This is a genomic window from Paenibacillus xylanivorans (assembly GCF_001280595.1).
Taxonomy (GTDB): domain Bacteria; phylum Bacillota; class Bacilli; order Paenibacillales; family Paenibacillaceae; genus Paenibacillus; species Paenibacillus xylanivorans.
The window spans coordinates 253,068-254,959 of the sequence record NZ_LITU01000068.1 but is presented as its reverse complement, the minus strand read 5'-3'; the positions used below and the strand labels follow the sequence as shown (position 1 = coordinate 254,959).

Below are 1,892 nucleotides of genomic sequence, written 5' to 3'. Positions count from 1 at the left end.
TTATGTATACAGGATGGATCGGATCGGTTCTGATACTGATGGGTTTGGTGTCAGCCGTTTATGCAATTAGTCGCAAGGAGCAAACGGTTCAGGCGGCTGGATAATGCGTTAGTTTTAAAGTTGTCTATGCAAACTTCTCTATATTGTATTACTTCAGCAACCCACTGCAAATCCATTAATTTATTGGATTTGCAGTGGGTTTTTTAATAATATTAGGCATAATATCTCTGTATTCAATTTATAAGAACTTGATTTATTTAGGTTATCCCATATAATTATTATAGCTTTATAAAGTATCTTAATTTATTGGTTTGTCCTTAATGGCAGGCAAACAATTATGGACACAAAGGGGAAACAATCATGAGCAATATCACAACAAAATCGGAAAAACAAAAAATGATCGATGGTGAGCTGTATTTGGCTTCCGATCCCCAATTGTCTCAAGACAGGGAATATGTAAGAAGAATGACACGCATGTACAATCAGACTACAGAAACAGATGGTGAGCTCCGTACAAAGGTATTGAAAGATCTGTTGGGTTCAACGGGTGAACACTTGAGCATGGAACCGAATATTCATTTTGACTATGGATACAACATTCATGTTGGAGAGCATTTCTATACCAACTTTAACTGTACGATACTTGACGTATGCGAAGTGCGCATTGGAGATAACTGTTTAATGGGACCTGACGTTCACATATATACGGCTACTCATCCCTTGAATCCATTCGAACGAATAACAGGCGCAGAGTATGGAAAGCCAGTGACCATCGGAAATAATGTATGGATCGGAGGCAGGGCAGTAATTAATCCAGGAGTCACCATTGGGAACAATGTCGTTATTGCTTCCGGTGCTGTAGTCACAAAAGATGTCCCGGATAACATGATTGTTGGTGGGAATCCTGCTAGAATTATTAGAGAGATAGAGCTTTAAACCATTCATTTTGGACAGAAGAGTTGGAGGCACAGGAATTCATGACAGAAAAAGAGAAATCACAACTGGGACTACTGTATAATGCGAATTACGACAAAGAATTAATTGATGAGCGCATGTACGCAAAGGGGCTTTGCTACGAGTACAATCAGCTTCATCCAGGTAAGATCTCTGAGAGAGAGGCGCTGCTCAAAAAGTTGCTTGGAAAAACGACGGATCGTTTCCTGATCGAGCAGCCATTTGTATGTGACTACGGCTATAACATTGAAATTGGTGAGAACTTCTATAGCAATCATAATATCGTTATGCTGGACGGGGCAAAAATTAGTTTTGGTGACAACGTTTTTGTTGCACCAAATTGTGGATTCTATACTGCTGGTCATCCTTATGATGTGGAACAACGTAACGAGGGTCTTGAAATTGTAGGTCCGATCACAGTGGGCAATAATGTATGGATCGGTGGCGGCGTGACTGTACTTGCGGGTGTGACCATTGGAGATAACACAATCATCGGGGCAGGAAGTGTAGTTACCAGAGACATTCCTTCGGATGTAATTGCTGCGGGTAATCCATGCAGAGTTATTCGCAAAATAACGGAAGCAGACAAAACGAAGTATAGAAGAAGCTAACACAAGTGTATACGAACCCTCAGAATGCCCGATGTTTTTCATCGGGTGTTTTTAAACCCTTTGGAGATATTGTATAGTTACTACATTGGAGAAGAAACTATGGAGTAGGGGTGCTTATGAAAATAGCGAACGCGTATTTGATGAAAGAAATTAATATAAACCATGTACGCCAGGTCATGAAACGGGTGGAAACAGCAACCAAGCCACAACTGGCCTCCTTGACCAAGCTCAGTGTAGTAACCGTCAATTCACTGGTCAAAGAGTTGTGTGAACTGGGTGAACTGTTTGAGGACGAGACAGTACCTTCCAACGGAGGGAGACCTGCAT

General features: G+C 41.1%; 2 protein-coding genes and 1 pseudogene. All 3 read left to right on the top strand.

Annotated elements, in window-relative coordinates; translation table 11 throughout:
• Positions 1–360: 360 nt before the first annotated feature.
• Positions 361–936, top strand: coding sequence for a sugar O-acetyltransferase (locus tag AMS66_RS19615; RefSeq protein WP_181014141.1), 576 nt, complete (start codon positions 361–363; stop codon positions 934–936).
• 41 nt (positions 937–977) lie between these two features.
• The gene (locus AMS66_RS19610) at positions 978–1,565 is read left to right on the top strand and encodes a sugar O-acetyltransferase (RefSeq protein ID WP_053782385.1); all 588 of its coding nucleotides are present in this window, start codon (positions 978–980) and stop codon (positions 1,563–1,565) included.
• Between the two features lie 116 nt (positions 1,566–1,681).
• Positions 1,682–1,892 (top strand): annotated as a pseudogene (locus tag AMS66_RS33960) (ROK family protein); the annotation flags it as partial.